The sequence below is a fragment of the uncultured Umboniibacter sp. genome (assembly GCF_947497555.1).
In the GTDB taxonomy this organism is placed as follows: domain Bacteria; phylum Pseudomonadota; class Gammaproteobacteria; order Pseudomonadales; family DSM-25080; genus Umboniibacter.
This window is the reverse complement of the sequence record NZ_CANMGY010000002.1, coordinates 114,098-139,288: the sequence shown is the minus strand read 5'-3', so window position 1 is coordinate 139,288 and position 25,191 is coordinate 114,098. Positions and strand designations below refer to the sequence as shown.

The following is a 25,191-nucleotide window of genomic DNA, read 5'->3' as shown; positions in this document are numbered from 1 at the left end:
AAGGTTTTACTCAATGTCTACAAAATACGATGTCATCGTAATTGGTGCGGGTCCAGCGGGTTATGTCGCTGCAATTCGCGCTGCGCAACTTGGTTTGAAAACAGCTTGTATCGACAAGATGGTTGATGCAGACGGCAAGCAAACGCTTGGCGGAACTTGCTTGAACGTGGGTTGTATCCCTTCAAAGGCACTTTTGGATTCTTCGTGGAAGTATCACGAAGCTAAGGATTCATTGGATGTGCACGGTATCTCTACCAGCGACGTTCAGATCGATATCGAAGCGATGATTGGCCGCAAGCGCCAAATCGTTAAGAACTTAACGGGTGGTGTTGCGGCACTGTTCAAGGCGAATGGCGTCGACGCACTAGCGGGCAAAGGTAAGCTTCTTGCCAACAAGCAAGTTGAATTCACAGGTAATGATGGTGCTGTGGAAACTTTCGAAGCGGCCAACGTGATTATCAGTACGGGTTCGGTACCTATCAATATCCCAAGCGCTCCAGTTGATAATGACGTCATTGTCGACTCTACTGGCGCGCTGGAGTTCACTGAAGTACCTAAGCGTCTTGGCGTGATTGGTGCTGGTGTTATCGGTCTAGAGTTAGGTTCAGTTTGGGCTCGTCTAGGTGCTGATGTGGTTTGCTTGGAAGCTCAGGAAGACTTCCTGTTCATGATGGATAAGCAGATTGCGAAGGAAGCGAAGAAGACCTTCACTCAGCAGGGCTTAGATATCCGTCTGGGCGCACGAGTTACCGGTTCTAAAGTCAATGGTTCTGAAGTTGAAGTGACCTATCAGAACGCTAAGGGTGAAGAAGAGACAGTCACTTTCGACAAGCTAATTGTTTGTGTTGGTCGTCGTCCATTCACTGAAGGCCTTTTCGCTGCTGACTCGGGCGTTGAGCTTGACGAGCGCGGCTTTGTTTTTGTCGATGAGCAGTGTGCTACTGCGGTACCGGGTGTTTACGCCTGTGGTGACGTAGTTCGCGGCCCAATGCTTGCGCACAAAGGTTCTGAAGAGGGTGTCATGGTTGCCGAGCGTATTGCGGGTCAAAAGGCTCAGGTAAACTACGACATCATTCCTAACGTTATCTACACTCACCCAGAGATTGCTTCGGTTGGTTTGACCGAAGAACAAGTGAAAGCGAATGGTGTCGACTACAATGTCGGTTTATTCCCGTTTGCTGCATCGGGTCGTGCTATGGCTGCTAACGAAGCCAAAGGTACGGTGAAGATGATCGCTGACGCGAAAACAGATCGCATTGTTGGTTTCCACATCATCGGCCCTTCGGCTGCTGACTTGGTCCAGCAGATTGCTATCGCGATGGAGTTCGGTGCAACCGCAGAAGACATCGGTATGATTGTGTTCTCACACCCAACACTATCCGAGACTGTTAAGGAATCAGCGCTTGCAGTGAACGGCCATGCTATTCACGTAGCGAATCGTAAAAAGCGTAAGTAATATATTAAGTTTTTAATCGAAGCGTCATAGGTACATGGTTTGCTGCATGGATTGGGCATCTATCTACGGCGCTTTTCTTGTGTTCCCCCAGGGACAATTAAGGTGGTAAAAAAATGAACTTGCACGAGTATCAGGGTAAGCAGCTGTTTCGTCAGTATGGCCTACCTGTGTCAGATGGCATTGCCTGTGACACCCCAGAAGAAGCAGTCGCAGCAGCGAAGAAGATTGGCGGAGACATGTGGGTTGTTAAAGCCCAGGTTCACGCTGGTGGTCGCGGTAAGGCGGGCGGCGTTAAGTTGTTGAACAACTTCGACGACATCCACGCATTCGCTGACAAGTGGTTAGGTAAGAACTTGGTTACCTACCAGACAGACGAAAACGGTCAGCCCGTTGCGAAGATCCTTGTTGAGACTTGCACTGACATCGCTCAGGAACTTTACCTTGGCGCCGTTGTTGATCGTTCAACTCGTCGTGTTATCTTCATGGCGTCTACTGAAGGCGGCGTAGAGATTGAGAAGGTTGCTGAAGAGACTCCTGAAAAGATCCTTCAGGCGATCATCGATCCAGTGTGTGGCGCACAGCCATACCAGGCTCGTGAGCTTGGCTTCCAGTTGGGTTTGAACCCAGTACAGATGAAGCAGTTCACCAAGATCTTCTTGGGCTTGGCGAAGATGTTCACCGAGAAGGATTTAGACCTTCTTGAAATCAACCCATTGGTTATCACTGATGAAGGCAACTTGCACTGTCTAGATGCGAAAGTATCTATCGATAGCAACGCAGTATACCGTCACAAAGATATCCAAGAGATGCACGATCCTTCACAGGAAGACGAGCGCGAAGCACATGCTGCTCAGTTCGAACTTAACTACGTAGCACTTGATGGCAACATCGGCTGTATGGTTAACGGTGCAGGCCTAGCAATGGGTACCATGGATATCGTTAAGTTGCACGGTGGCGAGCCAGCAAACTTCCTTGACGTAGGTGGCGGCGCAACGAAAGAGCGTGTTACCGAAGCATTCAAAATCATCCTTTCTGACACCAGTGTTAAAGCCGTATTGGTTAACATCTTCGGTGGTATCGTACGTTGCGATCTCATTGCTGACGGTATCATTGGTGCAGTGAAAGAAGTTGGCGTTGAAGTACCAGTTGTTGTTCGCCTTGAAGGTAACAATGCTGAGCTTGGCGCAAAAGTATTGGCAGAAAGTGGTCTTGGCGTAATTGCTGCGACTAGCTTAACTGATGCAGCCGAAAAAGTTGTTGCTGCAGCGGAGGGCAAGTAATGAGCGTTTTAATTAATAAAGACACCAAAGTAATCTGTCAGGGTTTCACTGGTGGTCAGGGTACATTCCACTCTGAGCAAGCAATTGCCTACGGTACCAACATGGTTGGTGGTGTTACGCCAGGAAAGGGTGGTACTACTCACCTAGGCCTACCGGTATTCAACACCGTTAAAGAAGCGGTAGACGCGACGGATGCAGATGCATCGGTTATCTACGTACCGGCTCCATTCTGCAAAGATTCTATTATCGAAGCCGCTTACTCTGGCGTTAAGCTAATTGTTGCCATCACTGAAGGTATTCCAACGCTGGACATGCTTGAAGCAAAGGTGGTCTGTGACAACCAAGGCGTTCGTCTAATTGGTCCTAACTGTCCGGGTGTTATCACTCCGGGAGAATGTAAGATTGGTATCATGCCAGGTCACATTCACTTGCCAGGTAAAGTTGGTATCGTATCGCGTTCAGGTACCTTGACCTATGAAGCGGTTAAGCAGACTACTGATCACGGTTTCGGCCAGTCTACTTGTGTAGGTATTGGTGGTGACCCAATCCCAGGCTCTAACTTCATCGACATTCTTGAGATGTTTGAGAACGACCCTAAGACTGAAGCAATTGTTATGATTGGTGAAATCGGTGGTTCTGCTGAAGAAGAAGCAGCGGCTTACATCAAAGCAAACGTTACTAAGCCTGTTGTTTCTTACATTGCGGGTGTTACTGCACCGGCAGGTAAGCGCATGGGCCACGCTGGCGCAATCATTGCTGGCGGTAAAGGTACTGCAGACGAGAAGTTTGCGGCACTAGAAGATGCAGGCGTGAAGACAGTACGTTCTTTGGCTGGCATCGGTGATGCACTGAAGGAAATTACTGGCTGGTAAGCGAGTGGTTTGTTAAGTGTTCGAAAAGAGGTCGCCTTAGGCGGCCTTTTTTTTCGCCAAAGCAAAACTAAGTCGAACAGAGTGAGGTGCCGATTTAGTAATCGGTAGCCGCTTCTCGCGGTGATCCTTCCGTAGGCAGCACAGCATTAAACTTTGAGCTAAAGCTTTTTTCGTGGTTGAATAGTGGCATAACAATACACCCTATGACTGCAGGATGCTGACTATGAAACGGGTTATACAGCTGCTGATGGGCACTCTGCTAATTATGGGAGCCCTCTATCTTACCTTTGAACCGACGTTAACCGATGACTCTGAGCAGGGTTCGACGAACCCGTCTTCGGCTTCGCGTAGCGCCGACACGCGTAATGCTAGCGGCGACGGCGCGCCGGCTTCGGAGCGAGAGAATAGTGAAAACTCCACTATTCAGCCCATCGGTTCCACTCAAACGACAACGCAAATTCAACTCGATCTCCCCGCTGGATCTACCGCGGAGGAGAATGCGGCAATTCTGACGGGCTGGCTGCAGGAGCAGGGTTGGCTTGGCGAGCAGGATGAACTCGTCGAACTGTTTAATTCGGGTACTGTGGGTAGTGTTGATGTTGAACGTATCAGGCAATTGTATAAAGGTTTGCCCGTTTACGATTCCAATTTGGTCGTACTTCGTCGAGATAATGTGTTGGTTGAGCTTGATGGCGCACTAGCGGTGGATCTTAACTTAGATGTTGAACCCACCGTTAGTATTGAAGCGGCCTGGGAGACAGCGAACGCAAGCGTGGATTTCAACGTTATTGCCGCGGCGCCTGAGGCGTTGCAAGTTTACTCCCGCGCGGGCGTGACTCAGCTAGTGTGGATCTTTAGTGGTGGCGATATGCGTGGTCGCACGGATGTTCTGGTTGATGCCCATCGTAACGAAGTCGTGAGAAAGGTAGCTAAAGGAGCGCTCTAGTGATGTTAGTTCGCCTAACGATATTGCTCGCCCTATTTGGTATCTCCTCCTTGAGCTTTGCGAATCAGCCGGTAGCGCATATCTTTGACTATCAGCGTTTCTGCGCCCAACATAAAAATCGACCATCCCAAGACCAATGGTGGCGCTATTTGGTGGCACTCTCCGGCAGAGCAGATGGTGATATTCTTGTTTATCAAAATCGCCTTGAAGGGAACGGTGACCGACTGGTGATGGCGATTAGCCAAAATGCGCAATACTACGATGCCTTCCGAAGGATGATGGGCATGGATGGCGTAGATGGGAGAGGTTTACGGCACAACCTGCTCGTTAATATGAATCGCGGTTCAGATGGTGAGCCCTTCGAGTGCGGCGATGGTGACGTCTTTGATGCTATGAGTGTCCGTCAAGGCAACGAATTGTCCTTTGATGCGTTTAGCAAGACCACGATGGCGCTTGAAGAAGTGGTAGGTCATGAGGCTTATCATGCTTTCATTGGTTACAACTCTGCGCTGGAATACGAATTTCAGTCAGGTGCGCTCAATGAAGCCTTAGCTGATGCCTTTGGTGTCGTCTTCCGTCAATGGCTTGAATCGGGTCGACCCAACAATGCCGCCGACATTCAAGCCCGTTCCGATGCGCTTTGGCAGCTAAGAGATGTGGGTCAGCCGCTTCGCGATATGATTAGCCCTAATAATCATGATCAACCTGATCATATGAATCAATATGTCAAGTTGCCTAACACTGCGCAGGGTGACTGGGGCGGCGTTCATTATAACTCGGGAATCATCAATCACGCCTTCTACCTGCTTGCGCAGGGCGGTCAACACCGCCGTCTTGGTTCCGGGCCTAGCGTGACCGGTATTGGTTCATACAGGGCGCTATCAATTTGGCATAGTGGCGCCACACTGATGCATCCCTATACTGATTTTCGCGATGCTCGAGAAAAATTTCAGCTCGCTGCGGTCGAATTATTTGGCCATGGTAGTACTGAGGTGCAGTCTCTGGTAGCTGCCTTAGATGCAGTGGGTATTCAGTTTGTCCCGCTTCCTCAAGCGCCAAGCTCTCAGTCACCACCAACCGAACCTACGGAAACGCCTCCGGTTGTAGATTCTGCAGCAGATCCTGTGGTAGTTCCTCCGCAGAACGATCCTCTTCCCGCGCCAGATCCGGTAGTAACGACGCCAACCCCGAATCCAGACCCAGTGATGAATGCCCCGCAACCTACCGAACCGGCTGCTAATAGTGAGTCAGATGGTCAACGTTGGTGGCTTATTGGACTGCTATTGGCTGCGGGTGGTGCTTTGTTATGGTTAAGTAGAAGGCAACCCTTTGCAGAGGTCACCAATCAGGCTGCCAGTCCTGCTTGGAATGGCTCAGAGCCAAAGCCGTTAAGAGGACGTGCCAGCAGCTCTGAACCTTCCTATAAGGTCCACATCGACGGGGCCAAGTTGTATTTAGATCAGTCGCTACTGCGAACGAAGGATGGTCAGGTGTTTGGGCGATCTCAAAAGTTTAGTCATGTAGTCATCGCTAATGCGGCGGTTTCTAGACGTCATCTTCGAGTTTGCCTAATTGGTGAAGATCTCTGGGTAACGGATTTAAATAGTCAAACCGGCGTTGTGCTAAACGGCCAAGCGATTGGGGCGATGCAGCCTGTTCGATGGCTAGTGGGTGATGCGCTAATGCTCGCAAATCGGATCACGCTGGAGCGTAAGTCATGAACAAGTTTAGTACTCATTTTCTGGGGCGAGATGCTAGCAATACGTTAGTCATGAACGATCCAAGCATCTCTCGTTTTCACTGCGAAGTTACGGTGAGTGGGGACAGCTGTTTGTTAGTTGACTCGAACTCAACTCACGGTTGCTTTGTAGAGCGAGACGGAGAGTGGAAAACGGTTAAGAATGCTCAGTTGAAATTGACGGACCGCGTGAAAATTGGACGTCTCAGCGGCATATTGAACGAATTTTTAAAGGGAGAGAGGGTGTGACCAATATTTTGGAGATCAAAGAGAGTCATTTGAGGGTCACTGTGGCGTTAATCTCTGTGATAGTGGCAGTCATTTGGATATTGGTGATTGATCTAGCGCTGAATACGCCTGCCGAGGGTATTCGTATTGTGGATGTGCTTATCGATAGAACGAATGATCTCTATCCGTTCACTATTCAGAATTTGATGTGGATATTCTTTTTCTTTGGGTTGGGCGAATTATGGATCCGCAATCAACGTGCCAATATCGAAGCGCAGCAGCTTGGCCTGAGACTACTACCCGAGGACGAAGAAACGCTGCTACGCGGTAAAGATTTGGGCAGCATAGTGCTTTCCATTCGCGGAGCGGGCTCACAGCGGCTTTATTATCTTCAGGAATTAATTATGCGCACCATTCAACAGTTCCGATTGAATGACTCGGTAGCGCAGGCCGATAGTTTATTAAACACCTCGCTTGATCTCATCCATGCCGAGCTGGATATTAAATACAATATGCTGCGCTACATAAGTTGGTTATTACCCACGCTTGGTTTCATTGGCACGGTAGTAGGGATTTCACTGGCCTTGAGCGAAGCGGGGAACATGCCGGAGGTAACGGATGGCGATGCCATTAAAGCGTGGATGGGCTTGCTCACCGCGAAGTTAGGCATTGCCTTTAATACCACGTTAGTTGCGCTACTGCAGTCCGCGGTACTGGTATTCCTTATTCATATCGTGCAGGCAAAAGAGGAAGAAGGGGTCAATCGCATTGGCCGCTACTGCCTGCACAATCTCATTAATCGTTTGTACGAATCGCAAGAGAGGTAATTGTTATGCCTGCAAAAATTGGCCCAGATGGAAAGCCTATCGTAGTAGATACCGTCCCGTTCAAGGCGGATTATCAAGATGATGATGCCACTGCACCCTACGATCCTAATGCGGATAGACGTAGCCCAAGTAATTTTGACGACGACGAGGCGACCGCGCCCTTCTCAGCTAACGCCGTGGGAGCGACCGAACCGATGGCAGATCCTACTCGTGCACTGGATATTGAAGAGGTAGAGGTCAACCTGAGTGGAGCCAAACAGACACCCGCAAGGACCTTTGTGGAAGACGACGATGAGGCCACACAAGTCTATCGAGTACCTCGACCTTCCGTGCCAGCCGCTTCCACAACGACTGAAAGTGCCGTAGCTCCCGAGCAGAATTCTGCAGCAATGCTGGATCCGCCAGTTGGTTGGTTAGTGGTTACTGATGGCCCGGGTAAGGGTGAAGTGGCCACAATAGGCTATGGACAAAATTCAGTCGGCCGTTCCGGAGCACGAATCAACTTGAACTTCGGCGATGGTGGTATTTCTCGAGAATCCCATATTACCGTAATTTACGACCCGAATGCGCGTGCCTTTTATGTGGGGCCGGGCACGGGTAAGTCATTGGGTTATCTCAATGGTTCGCCAATCTTGACGCCAGTGGCGATGGCTGGTGGTGATGAACTCACGCTTGGAGCTACTTCACTTCGATTTGTAGCCCTTTGCAACGAAGGCTTTGGTTGGGACTAAATGTTTACTTTTGACGTAGGTGTAAGCCAATGGCAAGGGCGAAGAGCGTATCAGCAGGATTGTATCACTGCACAACATCTCGCTGATGGCAAACTACTAGCCGTAGTCTGCGATGGCATGGGTGGAACGGTGGGTGGTGAGGTAGCCGCCGCGGCTGCACTTGAAGCCTTAGTGAGTCGCTTTGACCCGCTGAGTAATGATCGGGCAATGCATTGGCTTCAACTTGCGGGAGCAGCAAATAATGCCTTGGCTCGAGCGATTAAAACGGACGACACCTTAACTTCAATGGGCACCACTTTGGTGTCTCTTCTCGCTGATGAACAGGGCATTAGCTGGTTAAGTATCGGTGATTCGCCTCTGTGGCTGTTCCGCAACGGAGAGCTCATTCGGCTTAATGTGGATGAGTCCTATGGCGGTCATCTCGATCGCGCGGCGCGGGCCGGCATTATCAGCTGGGAAGAAGCTAAGTCTAATGCCAAGCGCCATCAGTTGATGAACGTTTTACAGGGTAAAAAGTCACTGACGGTCAATGACGTCGCCGATAACCCCCTAGCACTTCGTGGCGATGACGTGCTCTTACTGGCTTCAGACGGTATTCAAACGCTTAGTGATGGCCATATTGCTCATTTGATTCGGGAACAAATGAGAGAGCCAGCCACGGTTATTACGGAGCGGCTAATGCGAGCTGTTCACAAAGAAAATCATCCGAAACAGGACAACGTATCGATCGCGTTGATCAAAGTACAGGAAGGGAGTGAGTCTTAATGAAATTTATCTTTGCGACCGCCGTTTTAGCCGCGCTATTAAGCGTATCAACCATGGCGCAGCCGGCTTTAGAGGTTTTATCCAATAAGCGCGGCGACACGATAGCGAAAGGGCTTGCGATTCCAGTCACGCAGCAGATAGTCGTCACCCGCCGGAGTCTGCTTGATAATGGTGATTCGTTTGCGGTGATTGACCCTACTACAGGGGCTCGTCTTCAGGCTGATCTCCTAGCTGCTGACCCTGAAACGGGGTTTACGATACTCTCCGTGAAGGGCGCGAACTTCGCGCCTCTGACGTTCAGTACGGGTGAGTTGAGGGCAGGTGAACGTATTGCCCTGTTAACAGCCGATGAACAGCGATCGGGCTTTGTGTTAGCGCAGTTAGAGGGTGGCGTTTTCCAGCATGACTTGAGCTACTCTCTGGCCGAAGTGGGGTCGATGGTATTGAATCGCTGCGGTGAATTAGCAGGCTGGAACATTGACCAGTTCTCCGGTGTGTTTGCTTCGGAATTGAGTGGCTCGGAGACACCAGTGAATGCTAAAGGCCTTGGTGCACTAATGGCTTTGCTGCAGAGTAAGAATGTTAAACTATCCATTGCTAGCGAGGCCTGCCCTACCTTGGAGCAAGAGGCGGATGCAGCCCGCCAAGCCGCTCAAGCGGAACTCGAACGTATCGAAGCGGAGCTTGCTGAGCAGCAAGCGGAACTTGAAGCCCAGCGACAGGCTGCTGAAGAGGCTGCGGCCCGAGCGGAAGCAGAGCGAGAGCAATCGGAAGCGGCCGCTGCGGCGGCTCGTGAAGCGGAGGCTGAACTTGCTGCGCGGGAAGCCGAACTCGCGGCACAACGCACTGAAGCTGAAGCCGCTCAAGCTGCTGCGGAAGCGGAACAGGCTGCCGAACTTGAAGCTGCGGCGGCGGCGTTAGAAGAAGAGCAACAAGCCCGTCAAGCCGCAATGGACCGGGCAGAGCACGAGGCGTCGCGCAAGCGGCAGCTGACCTTGATGGGTGCCGTGGCAGGCGTCATCGGGCTGATAGCTTTATTGCTAGTCGTAATTCGTTCGCGTAAGCGTCAGACGGCATTAGAGGAAGCCAAGGCTCGTTTTAATGACGTGCTACTGAGTGGCCATGACGGCGGCGGTAATCCCTATCGAGTTAGAATTGATGGCGGCGCACTGCGACAGGCTGAGAAGGGTATGGTGATTGGTAAAAACGCCTCTCAAGCTCAGGTTGTCATTGCTAATCCACAAGTGTCACGGGCACATGCGCGTATCTGGGTGGAAGACAATGGGCTTAAGTTAACCGACTTAGGCAGTTCGAACGGCACACAGGTGAACGATATCCCGCTTCAAGTGGGGCAGGTGGTTGCACTAAGCGCTGGCGATAAGTTAGCGCTAGGCGGCGTCTTCCTTAATGTAGAACTGCTGGATTAAACTATGAAGCGTAAAAAGCGGGAAGTCAGTGCCTTCAATATGTCCGCGGTTGATCTATTCGCCTCGGCAATGGGAGCGTTTATTCTACTCGCGGTGATTGCACTGCCCTTCTTTCCGAAGACGTCGGATAATCCGCCGGCACCCGTTTGTGCAGACCCATCGCCGGTAGTGCCAGTCCCGGCGGCTTGTCCAGACCCGGTAATACAAACTTGCCCAGTTTGTCCTCCAGTTCCTGAAGAGGCCTTTGTCTTGAAGGATATTGACCTGGTTATCGTGTTAGATGTAACCGGCAGTATGGATGAATCAATTGATGGTTTGAAGAACACGACGTCGGATCTCGTTGCGCTGTTGGCACGACTTGCACCGACTTTTTCGGTTGGGATTGTAACCTTTGGTGACTATGGCTTTGATCAACCTACCCAAGTATTTAATCTCCGTGAAATGTCTAGCGCGCAGGATATCCAAGCACTTAATCGTTTTGTTGATCAGGTTCGAGAGGGCTGGGGTATCGGCGGAGGCGATTATCTCTATGACGGTGAGGCGCTATCGGCTGGTCTAGAAATTGCCGTAGCAATGCCCTTTAGGCCCGAGGCAAAAGAGCGCCGAATTGTTGTCTTTACGGACGATGTTGCCACCTATCAGAGTAGAGCCGAGGGCCTAGTACGTCAGTTCGTGGCGGGGTCGTCAGGGGATATGAGTCAGACCGTTTCGGTGGTCCTAACCGATCCGAAGAATAATCCTGAAGCGGCCCGAATTATGGAACGGCTAGCTGATACAGGGCAGGGTTTCTATTCCTCGTCCTCGGGTTCGTTTATTGGCAAATTATTGCTCGCATTAATTGAGGGAAGTTAGTAAGTGGCTATCTATTATTCGCAACGACAGGGAGATCGGGACTACCAAGAGGATCGCTTCGCCACGATTGAGACGGACACACATCAACTTCTTATTGTAGCCGATGGTCTAGGCGGCCACGAAGCGGGAGAGGTTGCCGCCAAACTCATTATTGAGCTGGTAACGTCAGCCGCTGATAAGTTAACTGAATTGAGTTCGGATGATGCTAAGACAGAACTAAGGGCGTGGTTTAACCCGATTGTTAGCGAATTTCAACACATCTTAGCGAGCAATGAGCAGGCTACTGACGCTCACAGTACTGTGGCGATAGCCATCATCCAACAGGATCAACTGTTCACATTGACCGTGGGCGATTCGCGGATTTATCTATGCAGTGACAAAGCACTTTGGCGTACCCGAGATCACTCAGTTGTCCAAATGCTGCTTGACGAGGGAGAAATTGACGACGCTGAGATGGCTGATCATCCAGAACAGGGCAAACTCTATCAGAGCATTGGGCCCAAGAAGGTGGTGAAACCCAGAATAGCGTATAAATTACTCCAGCCTAAGGATGTTGTACTGGCAGTCAGTGATGGCTTTTGGGAGGGCGTAAACGATGATGAATTAACCCATTTTGCGACGGTTCCATCGCAACAGCTACTCGATCATTTAGTTGAGCAGGCCTGTGAGCGCAAGGCACCTAAGGCCGATAACACCACTGCCATTGCCTATTACTACGAAGTGAGCGAGACACAGTTAATGAAGAATGATGAAAGTTCGACCGTGGCAGCCGATACGGTGAATGAGGACGGTCACCCAGCGCAAATACCGAAGGATGCTGAACGCTCTGAGGCGAAGCAAGCCCAGCATGATACAGTCCATTCAGGCTCTACCAGCGCAGCTTCGGTCCCAACCGACGATCGGTACGCGAACGATGTTGCTTCAGCACCCATGAATAGACGTAGAGATCGACTTATTGCCTTGGCTTTAGTGTTATTTGTCATTGTACTGGTGGTATGGGGGGGGAATTCCGATGAAGATGTCGAGTTGGCAAGCTCGGAATCGAACAGCCGCGAAGCCAGCTCAATCTGTATGATTGAGGAAGTGTACGAAGCACAAGATAACGGCATTCGAATCGTTCTTACTTCCATTGACGATGGCTCTGAGCAGATAGTCAGTTTACCGATACCCCCGGGAAAGTATCGTGTCAAACTTGAGGATCGCAATGGTGAGTGTCAAGACCTGCGCGACAAGCAGGGTGAGATTGAGTTAAAACGAAAATTCGAGCGTCAGCTGTTGCGCTCTTCAACGGTATCAATGGAAGTCCTATGAGTAGAGAACACGAATCTAGTCACCTACCTATCGGCACCCAACTCGGCGAGTACGAGATTCAAGCTGTCCTCGGCCAGGGCGGGTTTGGGATCACCTATAAGGCTTGGGATAGCACGCTTGCGTGCTACGTAGCGCTTAAGGAATATTTCCCGAAGCATTTGGCCAACCGTAATACTGACAGTGTGTCTATTCGGCCAATTAGTCGTGAAGATGAGTCATCCTATGAAAAAGGTTTAACGAGCTTCGTGGAAGAAGCTAGGGTTTTGGCCCAGTTCCAACACCCCGGTGTCGTACCCGTAAAGCGGTTGGTGAAAGCCAATCAAACGGCTTATATGGTCATGGGATTTGTCGAGGGGGAAACGCTCACTCAATATATGAAAAAAAGCGGTGGTAAGGTTGGCCCGCAGCAGCTGGTTGCGTGGACAGTGCAATTACTTTCTGCGCTGGAAAAAGTGCATCAGGCAGGCTTACTTCACCGCGACATTAAGCCAGGAAATGTTTATATCGGCACGGATGGCAACGCGATGTTATTGGACTTCGGTGCGGCTCGGCGGGTTGCGGCGGAGGCTTCACAGTCAATCACGGGTGTTATCTCGGCAGGTTATTCGCCGATTGAACAGTACTCAGAGAGTACCAAGAATCAGGGGCCTTGGACCGATATATATAGTCTGTCGGCTACGCTCTACCGCTGTATTACCGGGGTAAAACCTATCGAGGCAACGGCTCGTCGTGACGAGATGGATGACGGCGACCCTGACCCCCTAGCGGCGTTAAACCCCTCGTCCTACCCAAATTTCCCCGCGGGCTTTATCCTCGCGGTCTGGCAGGGTATGGCGGTAATTCGTAAGCATCGACTTCGTGACGTACATGCTTATCGTGAAGTGATGAATGCTTCGTTGGAGTCGGCCCAAACCAATGAACCTGTACAGCCAGCTACTCCGCCACCAAAGCCTGCAGGTCCTCGCACGTCGGGCTCCGCAGCGTCGACGCCAAAGTCGGGCCCCGCCTCACAGCAGAAGAGTTCCGGTACAGCGTCGTCCTCGGTCCCGATAAGTGGAGGAGGGCGTGTCGTTCAAGTCATTCTAGGTGTGGTAGCTGTCGCCGTGATTGCGGTAGTTATTGTTAATCCCTTTGCGAAGAATACAGATCCTATTATTGGCAATGATGACGGAAGTGAAGAGGTTCAGCTGCATCAGGTGTCGGTCAATGTGCAGCCAAACTCAGCGGTTGACTCAATATCTATCAATGGCACTCGCGTTGCCAATGGTGCGGCCACTGCCCTGACTCAGGGTGAGCATCGAGTACAGGTTCGTGGAACGAATGGCTATTCTAATGTTGATGAGCGTATTTCGGTGGACCGCAACAACCGCCAGTTTGACTTCACCTTAACCCAAGATTTAGTCCCACTAACTCTAACCTTGATACCGTCTAACGCGCGGGTAATCCTACCCGACTTACCAGCGAATGTGACCTATAGCCCTGGGGTGCAACTTCCCCGTGGCACCCATCGAGTCCGGGTCATCGCAAGTGGTTATGAACGCTTTGAGGGCAGTATTGATTTGAATCAAGGTTCTAATTGGACGATAACGCTTGAGCAGGCAACGCCAATAGCACAGATTAACGCACAGATGGTGGCGATCCCGGCAGGGCGCTTTAACATGGGCGGTGATGTCTACACGGACGAGAAGCCTGTGCATCGCGTTAATGTTCCTGCGTTTGAATTACAGAAGACCGAAGTTAGCTGGGAGCAGTATCGTGAATGTGTTAACGCGAACGGCTGCACAGCACCGGCGAATTCATCTTCGTTTGGCGATGACGAGCCAGTAAGAAGTGTTTCGTGGGACGACGTTCAACGCTTTATTAGCTGGCTGAACCGTGAAACGGGATCATCCTATCGCCTTCCGTCTGAGGCTGAATGGGAATACGCTGCGCGAGCTGGCTCGAGTACTCGTTACAGTTCGGGCAATACGCTTTACTGTGATGACGCGCGCTACGGTCGGGGAGACAATGGCGCCTGTTATAGCGGTGATGATGGCCCGGTTGAGGTTGGTAGTTATCGAGCCAATAGCTTTGGCCTCTATGACATGGCTGGCAACGTTAATGAGTGGGTAGAAGACTGCTTCTATAATGATTATAACGGTGCGCCGAATGATGGCTCGGCGTGGATTCGTAAGGCCGACTGCAGTGTCCGTTCAATGCGCGGCGGTGGCTGGGCGGGCTCGGTAGAGCAAGTGGCTTCACCCTACCGAAATAGCGATCAACGCGATGCGACCTTCACGGATGTGGGTTTTAGATTGGCGAGGAGCAGATAGCGTCCGTAGCGTCGTTAACTTGACGGCGAGTGGCGGGGCAGTGCACGGTACATGCTCGAATTACCGAATACTGCTCTCTGAGCAACTCAGAAAGCAGTTTGATCGCGCGGTCGCAGTTTGTTCCTCGGTCGTACTAGGTCGCGAATTTCTGGATCAACGGCGCCGTTGTAACAAGACTGAGTACTTATTCGTTGCTAGTCTTCGCTGTCACGATATTGAGCCACGTCAAAATGGGCTTCGATTTTTGCGTTGAGTGATTTAAATGCGCCAAGCATAAAGGCCCACTCCGCTACCACAAACAGCGGGCCAATCGCCAAGCCCATGATATCGTCCACGAAGGCCGGTTTTTTCCCTTCAAAGTAATGTCCGATGAACTGAATGATCCAGCCAATCACAAATAGCGCAATACTTACTGCTAGCCATAGGCCGGTACTGTAATCCGCAAATAATCCGGCTAGTGCAAAACATCCCGCGTTAAAGAGTAACATTAAGAGGCCTAAACCACGGTGAAGGCGCAGATAATAAAAACAGAGGATGGCGGCTAGGAGATAGGCAGGTGTGAAGCTAAAGGTGATGGCATCGCTCGCCAGAGTAATCACTGGGCGAGAGAGTAGACTAACCACCGATAGGTAAATCAAGGGTACGCCTACGAAGTGGGTGAGGATATTCTTGAAATTACGGTGATAGCTGGCATAGCTGATAAGTTGTTGATCAATCGTCTTCATGGCGTTAGCCGCTCCATTATTATTCTGTAGTCCTATTTATAAGTGTTACAGGCTGTTTTGTAAATGCGAAGGCTTAGTAATAGAGCTACTAGCTCAGTATTAGCGGCGACAGCGAACCACCTTAATTACGGAAAAGTTCTGAGGTTAGGCGCGTTAGTTTTGCATCGCAGTAGCGAAGTGTTACCACGTCAAAGTCAATAGACATTGGCGTGTCTAGACAACTATTTGATCACCGAAGTTACAGCGCTGGAGACGAATTACGCTACACTAGGCAAATGTTAACTAATAAAGACTGATCGTCATGAATATCAATTACACGCAGCTCATGAAAGCCGTTATTCCGTCAATTCGCCATTGTGAAGTGTTAGGCATATCTACCGTAGAGGCCTCAGCCGGAAAGCTCAAACTGGCAATGCCGTGGAAAGAAGATATGTTGGGTGATAGAGATAGGGAGATTATTCACGGCGGTGCCCTAACTACCCTGCTAGATACTACCTGTGGCTTTGCTTCAGCCTCAGCGTTAGATCCATGGGGCCTCGCACCAACACTTGACTTGCGTATTGACTATATGCGCCCAGCCGAACCGAGAAAGACCGTGTATGGCTTTGCCGAAGTTTACCGTAAAACGACTAACGTGATCTTTACTCGAGGCATTGCTTTTCATGAGGGTGAGGAAGACGAACCCATCGCTCACTGCACGGCAACTTTTATGCAGTTAGACAAGACGGCGAGCGCCGGACTTGAAGATTGGTTGCAACAGTTTGCAGTGGAGGAAGCGTAATGGAAACGAGTTTATCGGCCTTGGTTGAGGCTCAGGAATACGGTGCTATTGATAGTTTGGTGGACGCGATACCCTATGCCCAGCTCATTGGTGTAGAAGGTATGCAGCTGGGTAATGATCTTATTTTTAAGCTTCCCAAAAACCCTGACAATATCGGTAACCCAAGTTTACCGGCTATTCATGGTGGGGTTATTGGTGGCTTCATGGAAGTGGTTGCCATGTTGGAAGTCCTCTACGAAACGAAAGTTACCACACTGCCAAAGGTTGTCGACTTTTCCATTGATTATATTCGTGCTGGGCGTGATCAGGACACCTTTGCACGTGCTGAAGTAGTCCGTCGTGGCAGAAACGTCGTGAATGTTTCCATTAGTGCTTGGCAGACATCCGAAGATACCCCAATTGCCAATGCCCGAGCCCATTTCCTGATTAAGCCTGTCCCAGAAGTTGTGCCTGGTAACTAACTATAAATCGGGACGCGAAGCGCATTCCGTATTAATTCAATCTTTAGCGACTTAGTTGGCGGGTAGAGTTCGCCATCAATTTGAATCGTCGTGGCTTGTTCGAATTCGAACTCCAGCTGCTGTTGTTGATAGTGGAGAACGTTGGGATTACTGATAAATCCGCCGGTTTTTAAACGAAGTAGTTCTCGGTATAGCGCTGCATTACTAAGTGGAGCAACCTCGGTCACCGCAAGCGTTCCATTGTTTAAGTTGGCCTGAGGTAATAGACACATCCCTGACCCAGCGAAGCGTCCCTTGCCAATTAAAAGAAGAATACGTTCTATTCGGCGTGCCTTAACATTAAGCGTTATGCTTTTGCGTTCCTTTAACATCGCCCATAGCGAACGCCAGTATTTAAAGCGTCGCTGAGGGTTTTCCTGCAAATAGGTCAAAACCTGGGTATCAAAGCCGCAACCCACACTATTCAGTCCCAGTGCAGAATATTCATCGGCCGTGACCTTGAAAAAATCGATCGATCGAGTGGGGTTGCTGAGCGTTAGCGCTAGCGCTCGAGAAAAATTGAGTGGTGCTCCGAGAGACCTGCACCAGTCGTTACCTGATCCCTTTGGCACAGGTGCCAGGCAGAGTGGTTGAGACTCGCTGGGTTGTAGGGCATTTAAGGCGCGGTGAAGGGTACCATCGCCACCGGCGACCAAAAAGTATTGCTCTCCACGGGCTATGAGTTCCTGCAACTGTTTTCGCTGTTCCTGTTCGGAGTGGGTTTGGTGCCATTCAATATTGGGGTGCTGAGTGCATTTGCGAGATAGTCTACTAGAGAGGGAGGCGCCGCTACCCGATTGTTGATTGATGAAGCCGTGCCACATAGTTTTAAACCTATTATATTTTTCGACCTATGATACCTTGAAATATTGCCATCGCACCCCCATTTATTGAGACAGATAATAAACCGCCTATTTAGGAGTTCATCATGACGGCAGAAACCGCTAACGAAAAACATGGTTTTCAAACCGAAGCGAAACAGTTGCTTCAGTTAATGATTCATTCTTTGTATTCAAACAAAGAAATTTTCCTTCGCGAGTTAATCTCAAACGCCTCTGATGCAGCGGATAAGCTGCGCTTCGAAGCTTTGAGTAATGATTCTCTGTACGAAACCGATCCAAATTTACGTATTCGAATTAGCTTCGATGCGGATGCAGGTACTTTAACGATTGACGACAATGGTATTGGCATGACACGCGATGAGGCGATGGCTAATCTTGGTACCATCGCGCGTTCTGGTACCTCTGAGTTCATTAAGAACCTCAGTGGTGACCAGCAGAAGGATTCTCAGCTAATTGGTCAGTTCGGTGTTGGTTTCTATTCGGCCTTCATTGTGGCGGATAAAGTAGATGTCTTTACACGTAAAGCGGGCGAAGAGGCGGCTAATGGCGTGCATTGGTCTTCTACTGGCGAAGCTGATTTCGAAATTGCGACGGCAGAAAAGGCTGAGCGCGGCACACGCATTGTGTTGACGCTGAAGGAAGAGGGCAAAGAATTTGCGGATAACTTCCGCCTGCGTAGCATTATCAAGAAGTACTCGGATCATATTGCCATTCCGGTTGAAATGGAGAAGGCTCACTACGGTGAAGAGGAGCAGCCGGAAACACCTGAATACGAGGCCGTTAACGATGCCACCGCACTGTGGGCGCGTTCACGCCAGGAAGTCAGTGATGAGGAGTATCAAACCTTCTACAAGCACATTAGCAATGACTTCCAAGACCCTGCTAAGTGGAGTCATAATCGTGTCGAAGGTAAACTGGAATATACCAGCTTATTGTTCGTGCCGAAGAAGGCGCCATTCGACCTCTATCACCGCGAAGCTAGCCGCGGATTGAAACTGTATGTTCAGCGCACGTTTATCATGGATGACGCCGAACAGTTCCTGCCACTTTACCTGCGTTTCATTAAGGGTGTAGTGGATTCGAATGACCTGAGTTTGAACGTTTCCCGGGAAATCCTCCAGCAGGACCCAGCGGTAGACTCGATGAAGAATGCCCTGACCAAGCGCTCGTTGGATATGTTGAGTAAGCTGGCGAACAAAGAGCCAGACGTCTACCAAGAGGTTTGGAATGAGTTTGGTTCGGTTTTAAAAGAAGGTCCTGCCGAAGACGCTAACAACAAAGAAAAGATTGCTAAGCTGTTGCGCTTTGCCACCACACAGAGTGAAACACCGGTTCAGGATCAAAGCCTCGAAGCGTATATCTCTCGCATGAAGGAAGGCCAGAAGGATATCTACTTTGTCTGCGCTGAGAACTTCAATACCGCTAAGAACAGCCCGCACCTAGAAGTATTCCGCCGCAAGGGTATTGAGGTGTTACTGCTAACAGATCGTGTGGATGAGTGGTTTATTGCTCATCTCAACGAGTTTGATGGTAAGAGTTTTAAAGATGTTGCGAAAGGTTCTCTTGATCTAGGTGACTTGGAAGATGAGGCCGACAAAAAGGCCGCTGAAGCGGCTTCTGAGACGAACAAGGCACTACTTGAACGCGTTCAAGCAGTGTTGGCTGATGAGGTTGAGGCAGTTCGCGCTACTACCCGATTGGTTGAGTCTCCAGCGTGCCTAGTGGTAGCGGATGACGAAATGGGACTGCAGATGCGCAAACTTATGGAGGCGGCTGGTCAAGAAGTTCCGTCTGCTAAGCCAACCTTAGAGTTGAATGTCGAGCACGCTTTGGTGGCCAAAATGGATGCCGAGAGTGATGAAGATCGCTTTGCTGAGCTCAGTCACCTATTATTAGGTCAAGCGAAGCTAGCAGCGGGTGATCAGCTAGAAGATCCTGCAACATTTGTTGCGCGACTTAATAAGTTATTGCTTGAGTTGTCTAATTAGTTGATGGGGTTGAGGTCTGGTTGATCTTTGCCATACCTCATTTACCTTGGAGTCTGTTAAGCTAACGTGCGAATGGCGAATGCGATTCGCACTTTTTTATGGCTTAGAATAATAAAAATAACAATCTAGGCATTGACTATGCTTGAGATATACAGAGTTAAGCGTGGGTAATAACTACCTTCGCGTTACGGGATACTATGACACAAACTACAACAAAAGTTGCCGTGTTAGGCGGTGGAAGCTTCGGAACAGTTTTAGCCAATTTGGTGGCGGGAAATGGTGTTGACTGTGCCCTGTGGATGCGCAATGAAGAACGCGCGAAAGAGGTCATGAACAGCCGCGAGAATGCAGAGTATTTCCCTGGTTTTATGTTGGATAAACGTCTGACTATCACGAGTGATTTTGACGCAGCTATTGAAGACGCTGAGCTTATTATCATGGCGGTGCCATCATCGGCTTACGATACCGTCTGTATTCAGCTAGCACACTGCATTTCTCGTAACACGCTAATCCTATCTACTGCCAAGGGGATTCGCGCCGACGGCTTCCGTTTAATGAGTGAAGTCATTCAGGAGTATTTACCACACAATCCGGTCGGCGTTTTATCAGGTCCCAATCTAGCTAAGGAAATCGCTGATGACCAGTTCACTGCAACGTTAGTAGCCAGTGCCTCAATAAAAGTAGTTGAAGCCTCACAGAGCGTTCTCGCATCGCCTACTTTCCGCGTTTATGCCGGAGATGATCCTCAAGGTGCGGAACTCGCTGGAGCACTGAAGAATATCTACGCCATTATCGCGGGAATCACGGGCAGTATGCAGTTGGGTCAAAATACCGTTAGCATGTTGATCACGCGTTCACTGGCTGAAATGTGTCGCTTGGCGAGTGAACTAGGTGCCGAACCGATGACCTTTATGGGGCTAGCGGGTGTGGGTGACCTATTTGTAACCTGTACCTCGCCACTTTCTCGTAACTATCGAGTAGGCCAAGCATTGGGTCAGGGTAAAACCCTAGAGCAGGCGGTTGCTGAGATCGGCCAAACAGCCGAGGGCGTTGCTACGCTTAAAACTGTGTACGACAAGGCGCATGAGTTAGGGGTGAGAATGCCACTAGTTGATGGGCTATATAGACTGATTTACGAGCATGTTGAAATTAGCGAGATTATTACTTCGCTCATGACAGCACAACAGGCCACGGATGTTGAACATAAGGTAAAGGGAATATGAAACCAGAATCTAACTATCGTTTTTTCGAGGACGCCCATTGGGTGCGTTTGCTGTTAATGGCCATCTTTTGGTTAGTGGTGCCGGTGATACAGTTTCTTATCGGTGTTGTAGCGATTGTTCAGGCGTTGGCTGCGCTGGTTAGACAGGAGCCGATTGAGGCGCTAACACCGCTGGGCAGCCAACTTGCTCGTTGGGTGCTACAGATTAATGACTTCTTGGTCTACCGTTCGGATCGTCGTCCGTTTCCACTATCGGATTGGCCAGACGCGGAGTGAAATTATACATTCTGCGTCACGGCACGGCTGAGCGCTGGTTGAATGACAGTATGGATTTTGATCGCCAACTGACAGATTTTGGAGTGGCGCAAATTGAACAACTCGTTCCGCAATGGCGAACAGCCATGGCTTCGATTGAGACTTGGGTTAGTCCTTATCAACGCACTCAGCAAACGGCGAAGGTGTTACTGGGTGCAGAGGCAAGCTTTCAAACTACCCGATTGATCACGCCTGAGGCCTCGTTGGTGAACTTGCTAAACTTGCTACCCGAACAGAAACAGGACTTACTTCTCGTTAGTCATCAGCCATTGGTTAGTTCATTGGTGGCAAAGTTATCAGGTTTATCGCCCTATGATTGCCCGATGTCTCCGGCTTCGTTGGCGGTGCTTGAGGGCGACGTTATGGCCGCAGCGTGTATGGAGCTTCGCTCCTTAAATCACTCCGTCTGAGAACCTCTCTTGATGCACGAAAAACAGTTTAAATGCGCCGATCTCACGCTGACGGGGATCTATTACGATGGTCAGCATGACGAGCAGACTATACCCGTTATTGCGCTGCACGGTTGGCTGGATAATGCCGCGAGCTTTCATCGTCTAGCGCCGCTGTTGGCGCCGCATCCTGTTCTAGCGTTGGATCTGGCCGGCCATGGGCGAAGTGACCATCGCTCTGCCTCCGCGGGCTACTCAATCTGGGCGGATATTACTGAGGTGCTGGCAGTGGCTAACCAGATGGGTTGGCGGCGCTTTGCGCTGGTGGCTCACTCGCGAGGCGCCGCTATCGCAACGCTTATTGCCGCGGTAGCGCCAGAACGCGTCGCACATTTAGCGTGGCTAGATGGTGGTTGGCCGATGTTGGCCGGCGATCAAGAGTTTGTCTCCCAGCTACGCGAATCGGTAACGAATCAGTTAGCTGAGCAAAGTGAAAAGCGAGCGTTCCCGAGTTTTGAAAGTGCGGTGATTGCCCGTCGAAGAGGGATGTTTAAGCTGAGTGAGAGTGCTGCCATGGCCTTAACGGAACGTGGGGTCCGGGAAACGGAGCGAGGCTTTGAATGGTCATCTGACCGACAGCTTATGGCCGCATCACCGGTGCGTTTGACGCGTGCGCAAATGGAACAGGCTATGGCCGCCATCGAATGCGATATTCAACTATTCTATGCGGAATGTGAGCGCAGTGATATGAATCGTTGGCGTGCAAAGTTGCGTGAGTTAACCGGGGTGGAGAGCTTCGCCTTAGTAGGAGAACATCATTTACATATGGAATCACCGGCTAATGACATTGCCCAGCGATTGATACAAAGTTATCAATCACTGGTTTCATAAAGACCTTGCTAGTTAATCAGAGATCAACGAGAGAAACTCGGCACGAGTTTCCGATCGCTCTTTGAATTTACCCAGCATGGCTGAAGTCTTCATCGATGAATTTTGCTTCTGAACGCCGCGCATCATCATGCACATATGCTTAGCTTCTACCACCACAGCTACGCCATCGGCGCCGGTAACTTCTTGGATCGTTGTCGCGATTTGATGGGTGAGCGACTCCTGAATCTGTAGACGTCGGGCAAACATATCGACAATACGTGCCAGTTTAGATAAACCCAGTACTTTTCCCGTTGGAAGATAGGCAATATGGGCCTTACCGATAAATGGCAGCAGGTGATGTTCGCAGAGCGAATACAGCTCGATATCCTTCACGATGACCATTTCACGAGAGTCACTTGGGAAGAGGGCACCGTTAATGACCGTCTCGAGATCTTGAGAGTAGCCTTGGTTGAGGAACTCAAACGCCTTGGCAGCGCGTTTAGGGGTGTCTTGCAGACCAGGGCGATTTAAATCTTCACCAATGGCTTCGATGATACTGGCAAATGCCTTTTCCATTTGTCGTCTCTTTTTGGTCAGATGAAAGGAACACGAATAAAAACTTGTACGATCCTTACGTAAAAACTTGGGTTTAGGATCTATGCTTCGTATTATAGGGTAATAACTACTTGAGTGGGAAATAATGCAGGATTCAATTGATTCGTTAGTGACAGAGTTGATCACCGTTCGTGACTATATCCGTTGGGGCGCAACGTCGTTCGAGCGTGCAGGCTTGTATTTTGGTCACGGTACCGATAACGCGTGGGATGATGCAGTCCAGATCGTTCTTCATACCTTGAACCTTCCTCCCGAGAGCGATCAGATGGTATTAGATGCTCGTTTGGTGCTAAGCGAGCGAAAACAGGTGCTGAAGTTACTTTCCCGCCGTGCGGAAGAGCGAGTCCCAACGCCTTATCTATTGGGTTATGCGTGGTTTTGCGGTATGCGCTTCAAGGTTGATGAACGGGTACTAATTCCTCGCAGCCCCATCGCAGAACTGATTGAATCAGGTTTTCAGCCGTGGTTGGTGTCGGAGCCTAAGCGAATCCTTGATTTGTGCACGGGCAGTGGTTGCATCGGCTTAGCTTGCGCCGATTCATTCCCACATGCGGAGGTAGATTTGGCAGATATTTCTACCGATGCGCTCGCAGTCGCGGCAGAAAATATTGCCTGGCATCAGATGGGGCACCGAGTGGTCGCTGTAAATTCCGACCTTTTTGACAGCTTAACCGGCCGTAAGTATGACATTATCGTTTCCAACCCTCCGTATGTGGATGCGCAGGATATGTCGGATTTGCCAGCAGAGTATCATCATGAGCCTGAACTGGCCTTAGCTGCCGGTAATGATGGCTTGGATTTGGTTCGTCGAATACTCATTGAGGCACCGAAGCATCTTAGCGAAGAAGGTATTCTGATTTGTGAGTTGGGTAATTCCTGGGTTCACTTGCAGGATGCCTATCCCGAAATCCCGTTTACTTGGTTGGAATTTGAACGCGGTGGGCATGGTGTATTCTTGCTAACAGCCGGTGAGCTGTTGGCACATAAAGACGCCTTCTCTACACGATAACCCACGCGACTAGGCACGCAGTCGTAGCCTCGCTATGATGGCTTTAATCGACGTTTCACGTACTGGTAGTGTGACTGACCAACGTATTACTACATTAAGGAAGGACTATGTCCGGCAACAGTATCGGCAAATTATTTTCAGTGAGCACCTTCGGCGAGAGCCATGGTGTAGCGTTAGGATGCGTGGTTGATGGCTGTCCTCCTGGTATTGAACTGAATGAAGCAATACTGCAAGTTGATCTCGATCGCCGCAAGCCAGGACAGTCTAAATTTACCACCCAACGTCGCGAGGCGGATGAGGTTCGTATTCTATCTGGCGTCTTTGAAGGTAAAACCACCGGTACCTCTATTGGGATGGTGATCGAGAACACGGATCAACGTTCCAAGGATTACGGTGAGATCAAGCATAAGTTTCGCCCAGGGCATGCCGACTACACCTATTGGCAAAAATATGGCATCCGCGACTACCGTGGTGGTGGTCGTTCTTCGGCACGCGAGACAGCAATGCGTGTTGCCGCCGGAACCGTGGCCAAGCAGGTATTAAAGCAATTGGGTATCGAAGTGCGTGCCTACCTTTCTCAGCTTGGTCCCATTGCCGTGCCTTTGGTGTCGTGGGAAGGGGTAGAGGACAATCCGTTTTTCTGTGCCGATCCCAGCAAAATCGAAGAACTCGAGGCTTACATGATTCAGTTGCGACGAGATGGAGATTCCGTGGGTGCTAAAGTGACAGTGGTCGCAACCGGTGTTGAAGTGGGCTTAGGAGAGCCGGTATTCGATCGTTTGGATGCTGAATTGGCGCATAGTCTGATGAGTATTAATGCGGTTAAGGGCGTCGAGATTGGCGCTGGCTTCGACTGTATTGCGCAGCGCGGCTCTGAACATCGTGATGAAATGACCCCGCAGGGCTTTAAATCGAATCACGCCGGAGGCGTCCTGGGTGGTATTTCCACCGGACAGGATATCGTCGCCAGTATTGCGATGAAGCCCACCTCAAGTATTACCGTTTCGGGCGAGACGATTGATATCGAAGGCAATAGTACCGAGCTGATAACCAAGGGGCGTCATGACCCCTGTGTGGGTATTCGTGCGGTACCCATCGCTGAAGCAATGATGGCGATAACACTACTTGATCATGTACTTCGCCATCGCGCTCAGAATCAAGGTGTGACTACAATAACACCGAAAATCTAA

Annotated in this window: 25 protein-coding genes; 22 read left to right on the top strand and 3 right to left on the bottom strand. The window is 50.2% G+C overall.

Features of this window, described 5'->3' with window-relative positions:
- Positions 1 to 13 precede the first annotated feature (13 nt).
- The 13 genes from lpdA (at position 14) to Q0698_RS03420 (ending at position 14,745) form a co-directional block, all read left to right on the top strand.
- Positions 14 to 1,456 (top strand): dihydrolipoyl dehydrogenase, encoded by a 1,443-nt coding sequence (gene lpdA / locus Q0698_RS03480; RefSeq protein WP_298633774.1) that lies wholly within the window; start codon positions 14 to 16, stop codon positions 1,454 to 1,456.
- A gap of 113 nt (positions 1,457 to 1,569) precedes the next feature.
- A complete protein-coding gene (gene sucC, locus Q0698_RS03475) occupies positions 1,570 to 2,736 on the top strand; it encodes an ADP-forming succinate--CoA ligase subunit beta (RefSeq protein ID WP_298633772.1) in 1,167 nt (388 codons plus the stop codon).
- A complete protein-coding gene (gene sucD, locus Q0698_RS03470; RefSeq protein WP_298633770.1) occupies positions 2,736 to 3,608 on the top strand; it encodes a succinate--CoA ligase subunit alpha in 873 nt (290 codons plus the stop codon). The genes sucC and sucD overlap by 1 nt, the downstream gene beginning before the upstream one ends.
- A 223-nt stretch (positions 3,609 to 3,831) precedes the next feature.
- Positions 3,832 to 4,554 carry a hypothetical protein gene (locus Q0698_RS03465; protein WP_298633768.1) on the top strand — a complete coding sequence of 241 codons (723 nt, stop codon included), beginning with the start codon at positions 3,832 to 3,834 and terminating at the stop codon, positions 4,552 to 4,554.
- Between the two features lie 2 nt (positions 4,555 to 4,556).
- Complete coding sequence (locus tag Q0698_RS03460) at positions 4,557 to 6,275, top strand: M4 family metallopeptidase (protein WP_298634252.1); 1,719 nt, start codon at positions 4,557 to 4,559, stop codon at positions 6,273 to 6,275.
- On the top strand, positions 6,272 to 6,541 hold the full coding sequence (locus tag Q0698_RS03455; RefSeq protein ID WP_298633765.1) for an FHA domain-containing protein: 270 nt from the start codon (positions 6,272 to 6,274) through the stop codon (positions 6,539 to 6,541). Before Q0698_RS03460 ends, Q0698_RS03455 begins: the two co-directional genes overlap by 4 nt.
- Entirely contained in the window at positions 6,538 to 7,347 is an 810-nt protein-coding gene (locus Q0698_RS03450) for a MotA/TolQ/ExbB proton channel family protein (RefSeq protein ID WP_298633764.1), read from the top strand. The genes Q0698_RS03455 and Q0698_RS03450 overlap by 4 nt, the downstream gene beginning before the upstream one ends.
- Positions 7,348 to 7,352: 5 nt before the next feature.
- A complete protein-coding gene (locus Q0698_RS03445; RefSeq protein WP_298633763.1) occupies positions 7,353 to 8,078 on the top strand; it encodes an FHA domain-containing protein in 726 nt (241 codons plus the stop codon).
- Positions 8,079 to 8,843, top strand: a complete 765-nt coding sequence (locus tag Q0698_RS03440; protein WP_298633762.1) for a protein phosphatase 2C domain-containing protein — start codon at positions 8,079 to 8,081, stop codon at positions 8,841 to 8,843.
- Positions 8,843 to 10,270, top strand: a complete 1,428-nt coding sequence (locus tag Q0698_RS03435) for an FHA domain-containing protein (protein ID WP_298633760.1) — start codon at positions 8,843 to 8,845, stop codon at positions 10,268 to 10,270. The genes Q0698_RS03440 and Q0698_RS03435 overlap by 1 nt, the downstream gene beginning before the upstream one ends.
- 3 nt (positions 10,271 to 10,273) lie before the next feature.
- Positions 10,274 to 11,122, top strand: a complete 849-nt coding sequence (locus tag Q0698_RS03430) for a VWA domain-containing protein (protein ID WP_298633758.1) — start codon at positions 10,274 to 10,276, stop codon at positions 11,120 to 11,122.
- A 3-nt stretch (positions 11,123 to 11,125) separates the two neighbouring features.
- A complete protein-coding gene (locus tag Q0698_RS03425) occupies positions 11,126 to 12,433 on the top strand; it encodes a PP2C family serine/threonine-protein phosphatase (protein ID WP_298633756.1) in 1,308 nt (435 codons plus the stop codon).
- The gene (locus Q0698_RS03420; protein WP_298633754.1) at positions 12,430 to 14,745 is read left to right on the top strand and encodes an SUMF1/EgtB/PvdO family nonheme iron enzyme; all 2,316 of its coding nucleotides are present in this window, start codon (positions 12,430 to 12,432) and stop codon (positions 14,743 to 14,745) included. The genes Q0698_RS03425 and Q0698_RS03420 overlap by 4 nt, the downstream gene beginning before the upstream one ends.
- Before the next feature lie 194 nt (positions 14,746 to 14,939).
- On the opposite strand, the gene Q0698_RS03415 is transcribed toward Q0698_RS03420, so the two are convergent.
- Positions 14,940 to 15,470 carry an Mpo1-like protein gene (locus Q0698_RS03415; RefSeq protein ID WP_298633752.1) on the bottom strand — a complete coding sequence of 177 codons (531 nt, stop codon included), beginning with the start codon at positions 15,468 to 15,470 and terminating at the stop codon, positions 14,940 to 14,942.
- 301 nt (positions 15,471 to 15,771) lie between these two features.
- On the opposite strand from Q0698_RS03415, the gene Q0698_RS03410 reads away from it, so the two are divergent.
- Positions 15,772 to 16,251 (top strand): PaaI family thioesterase, encoded by a 480-nt coding sequence (locus tag Q0698_RS03410; RefSeq protein WP_298633750.1) that lies wholly within the window; start codon positions 15,772 to 15,774, stop codon positions 16,249 to 16,251.
- Complete coding sequence (locus tag Q0698_RS03405) at positions 16,251 to 16,712, top strand: PaaI family thioesterase (protein ID WP_298633748.1); 462 nt, start codon at positions 16,251 to 16,253, stop codon at positions 16,710 to 16,712. The genes Q0698_RS03410 and Q0698_RS03405 overlap by 1 nt, the downstream gene beginning before the upstream one ends.
- Here the strand turns inward: Q0698_RS03405 and Q0698_RS03400 are convergent.
- Complete coding sequence (locus Q0698_RS03400) at positions 16,709 to 17,575, bottom strand: diacylglycerol kinase family protein (RefSeq protein ID WP_298633746.1); 867 nt, start codon at positions 17,573 to 17,575, stop codon at positions 16,709 to 16,711. The genes Q0698_RS03405 and Q0698_RS03400 overlap by 4 nt on opposite strands.
- A 104-nt stretch (positions 17,576 to 17,679) precedes the next feature.
- On the opposite strand from Q0698_RS03400, the gene htpG reads away from it, so the two are divergent.
- From htpG to Q0698_RS03375, 5 genes are all read left to right on the top strand, one after another.
- On the top strand, positions 17,680 to 19,581 hold the full coding sequence (htpG, locus tag Q0698_RS03395; RefSeq protein ID WP_298633745.1) for a molecular chaperone HtpG: 1,902 nt from the start codon (positions 17,680 to 17,682) through the stop codon (positions 19,579 to 19,581).
- 197 nt (positions 19,582 to 19,778) lie between these two features.
- Entirely contained in the window at positions 19,779 to 20,804 is a 1,026-nt protein-coding gene (locus Q0698_RS03390; protein ID WP_298633743.1) for an NAD(P)H-dependent glycerol-3-phosphate dehydrogenase, read from the top strand.
- A complete protein-coding gene (locus tag Q0698_RS03385) occupies positions 20,801 to 21,079 on the top strand; it encodes a DUF4389 domain-containing protein (protein ID WP_298633741.1) in 279 nt (92 codons plus the stop codon). Before Q0698_RS03390 ends, Q0698_RS03385 begins: the two co-directional genes overlap by 4 nt.
- Positions 21,076 to 21,528, top strand: a complete 453-nt coding sequence (locus tag Q0698_RS03380; RefSeq protein WP_298633739.1) for a histidine phosphatase family protein — start codon at positions 21,076 to 21,078, stop codon at positions 21,526 to 21,528. Before Q0698_RS03385 ends, Q0698_RS03380 begins: the two co-directional genes overlap by 4 nt.
- Before the next feature lie 12 nt (positions 21,529 to 21,540).
- Positions 21,541 to 22,398 carry an alpha/beta hydrolase gene (locus Q0698_RS03375; RefSeq protein WP_298633737.1) on the top strand — a complete coding sequence of 286 codons (858 nt, stop codon included), beginning with the start codon at positions 21,541 to 21,543 and terminating at the stop codon, positions 22,396 to 22,398.
- 12 nt (positions 22,399 to 22,410) lie between these two features.
- Here the strand turns inward: Q0698_RS03375 and folE are convergent, their stop codons facing one another.
- On the bottom strand, positions 22,411 to 22,953 hold the full coding sequence (folE, locus tag Q0698_RS03370) for a GTP cyclohydrolase I FolE (RefSeq protein WP_298633735.1): 543 nt from the start codon (positions 22,951 to 22,953) through the stop codon (positions 22,411 to 22,413).
- 124 nt (positions 22,954 to 23,077) lie between these two features.
- Here folE and prmB point away from each other — a divergent pair, with 124 nt between their 5' ends.
- Both prmB and aroC read left to right on the top strand, forming a co-directional pair.
- Complete coding sequence (prmB, locus tag Q0698_RS03365) at positions 23,078 to 24,001, top strand: 50S ribosomal protein L3 N(5)-glutamine methyltransferase (protein WP_298633733.1); 924 nt, start codon at positions 23,078 to 23,080, stop codon at positions 23,999 to 24,001.
- Positions 24,002 to 24,108: 107 nt separating this feature from the next.
- The gene (gene aroC, locus Q0698_RS03360; protein WP_298633732.1) at positions 24,109 to 25,191 is read left to right on the top strand and encodes a chorismate synthase; all 1,083 of its coding nucleotides are present in this window, start codon (positions 24,109 to 24,111) and stop codon (positions 25,189 to 25,191) included.

What these genes read in the sequence shown, in the direction of transcription:
- lpdA (WP_298633774.1), top strand. Translation starts at nt 14, where the DNA reads ATGTCTACAAAATACGATGTCATCGTAATTGGTGCGGGTCCAGCGGGT.
- sucC (WP_298633772.1), top strand. Translation starts at nt 1,570, where the DNA reads ATGAACTTGCACGAGTATCAGGGTAAGCAGCTGTTTCGTCAGTATGGC.
- sucD (WP_298633770.1), top strand. Translation starts at nt 2,736, where the DNA reads ATGAGCGTTTTAATTAATAAAGACACCAAAGTAATCTGTCAGGGTTTC.
- Q0698_RS03465 (WP_298633768.1), top strand. Translation starts at nt 3,832, where the DNA reads ATGAAACGGGTTATACAGCTGCTGATGGGCACTCTGCTAATTATGGGA.
- Q0698_RS03460 (WP_298634252.1), top strand. Translation starts at nt 4,557, where the DNA reads ATGTTAGTTCGCCTAACGATATTGCTCGCCCTATTTGGTATCTCCTCC.
- Q0698_RS03455 (WP_298633765.1), top strand. Translation starts at nt 6,272, where the DNA reads ATGAACAAGTTTAGTACTCATTTTCTGGGGCGAGATGCTAGCAATACG.
- Q0698_RS03445 (WP_298633763.1), top strand. Translation starts at nt 7,353, where the DNA reads ATGCCTGCAAAAATTGGCCCAGATGGAAAGCCTATCGTAGTAGATACC.
- Q0698_RS03440 (WP_298633762.1), top strand. Translation starts at nt 8,079, where the DNA reads ATGTTTACTTTTGACGTAGGTGTAAGCCAATGGCAAGGGCGAAGAGCG.
- Q0698_RS03435 (WP_298633760.1), top strand. Translation starts at nt 8,843, where the DNA reads ATGAAATTTATCTTTGCGACCGCCGTTTTAGCCGCGCTATTAAGCGTA.
- Q0698_RS03430 (WP_298633758.1), top strand. Translation starts at nt 10,274, where the DNA reads ATGAAGCGTAAAAAGCGGGAAGTCAGTGCCTTCAATATGTCCGCGGTT.
- Q0698_RS03420 (WP_298633754.1), top strand. Translation starts at nt 12,430, where the DNA reads ATGAGTAGAGAACACGAATCTAGTCACCTACCTATCGGCACCCAACTC.
- Q0698_RS03415 (WP_298633752.1), bottom strand. Translation starts at nt 15,470, where the DNA reads ATGAAGACGATTGATCAACAACTTATCAGCTATGCCAGCTATCACCGT.
- Q0698_RS03410 (WP_298633750.1), top strand. Translation starts at nt 15,772, where the DNA reads ATGAATATCAATTACACGCAGCTCATGAAAGCCGTTATTCCGTCAATT.
- Q0698_RS03405 (WP_298633748.1), top strand. Translation starts at nt 16,251, where the DNA reads ATGGAAACGAGTTTATCGGCCTTGGTTGAGGCTCAGGAATACGGTGCT.
- Q0698_RS03400 (WP_298633746.1), bottom strand. Translation starts at nt 17,575, where the DNA reads ATGTGGCACGGCTTCATCAATCAACAATCGGGTAGCGGCGCCTCCCTC.
- htpG (WP_298633745.1), top strand. Translation starts at nt 17,680, where the DNA reads ATGACGGCAGAAACCGCTAACGAAAAACATGGTTTTCAAACCGAAGCG.
- Q0698_RS03390 (WP_298633743.1), top strand. Translation starts at nt 19,779, where the DNA reads ATGACACAAACTACAACAAAAGTTGCCGTGTTAGGCGGTGGAAGCTTC.
- Q0698_RS03385 (WP_298633741.1), top strand. Translation starts at nt 20,801, where the DNA reads ATGAAACCAGAATCTAACTATCGTTTTTTCGAGGACGCCCATTGGGTG.
- Q0698_RS03375 (WP_298633737.1), top strand. Translation starts at nt 21,541, where the DNA reads ATGCACGAAAAACAGTTTAAATGCGCCGATCTCACGCTGACGGGGATC.
- folE (WP_298633735.1), bottom strand. Translation starts at nt 22,953, where the DNA reads ATGGAAAAGGCATTTGCCAGTATCATCGAAGCCATTGGTGAAGATTTA.
- prmB (WP_298633733.1), top strand. Translation starts at nt 23,078, where the DNA reads ATGCAGGATTCAATTGATTCGTTAGTGACAGAGTTGATCACCGTTCGT.
- aroC (WP_298633732.1), top strand. Translation starts at nt 24,109, where the DNA reads ATGTCCGGCAACAGTATCGGCAAATTATTTTCAGTGAGCACCTTCGGC.